Source organism: Streptomyces anandii JCM 4720 (assembly GCF_014650655.1).
GTDB lineage: Bacteria > Actinomycetota > Actinomycetes > Streptomycetales > Streptomycetaceae > Streptomyces > Streptomyces anandii.
The window spans coordinates 1-790 of sequence record NZ_BMVJ01000104.1 but is presented as its reverse complement, the minus strand read 5'-3'; the positions used below and the strand labels follow the sequence as shown (position 1 = coordinate 790).

Annotated in this window: 1 protein-coding gene; it reads right to left on the bottom strand. The window is 70.5% G+C overall.

The window, feature by feature from the left end; all coding sequences use genetic code 11:
* Window positions 1-729 (bottom strand): ParA family protein (locus tag IE249_RS35500; protein ID WP_189711657.1); only part of this gene is annotated, 729 nt, incomplete at its 3' end.
* Between the last annotated feature and the right edge of the window lie 61 nt (window positions 730-790).

Here is a 790-nt window from a genome sequence, read left to right as displayed (position 1 = left end):
GTCAAGCGGCTGGGCGAACTCGTCGGCGTTGGTGATGAGCGAGCGGCGCGGGATGTGGCCCCACATCTGCTCACCGAAGATGTCCCGGGCCCCGGCGAGCTGTCCCACGTGCCCGCTGAGGCGCATGTCGTAGGCGCTCACGACCAGGCCCAGGAAGGCCAGGTCCGGGTTCCCCAGGTCGTCCCCGGACGCGGCCACGAAGTCCCTGTAGCGGACCGCGGCTTCGATGCTGTCGTACTCCGGCTCCGCGCTGGCGAAGGCGAAGTGAGCGGCGCCCAGCGCCATCTGGGTCAGGTGCCCGAGGGAGGGCGGGCAGTCGATCAGGACGTAGTCCAGGTCGTCGTCGGTGCCCTTCAGGGCCTTGGCCAGGCGCCGCCAGGCGCCCTTCATGCCGGCCTCGGTCGCCCGGTCCTCCAGGGTGTACCGGGCCGGGATTAGCCTGATCCGCTCGGCGTACGGGATCGTCCACCCGATGGGCTGCCACACGCTCGCGGCCTGGCCCTGGTGGACGAGCTGCTTGTCGTCGTACTCGATGGCCTCGGCCGCGGTCAGCTTCGGTGCCTGCGGGTCGTCCTTCCACCCCAGGCGCCGGGACGCGTTGCCCTGCGGGTCGAAGTCGACCACGCCGACCTTCTTCCCGCCCCTGGCGAGAGCTTCGGCCAGGCGGACGCAGGTCGTGGTCTTCTTCGCCCCGCCCTTGTTGTTGCCGATCGCCACGCGTGTCGCCATCGGTCCCTCCTTCGTCGGTGTCGTCGGAAGCGTAGAGGCTGCTGGTGGCGCCACGAGGCCA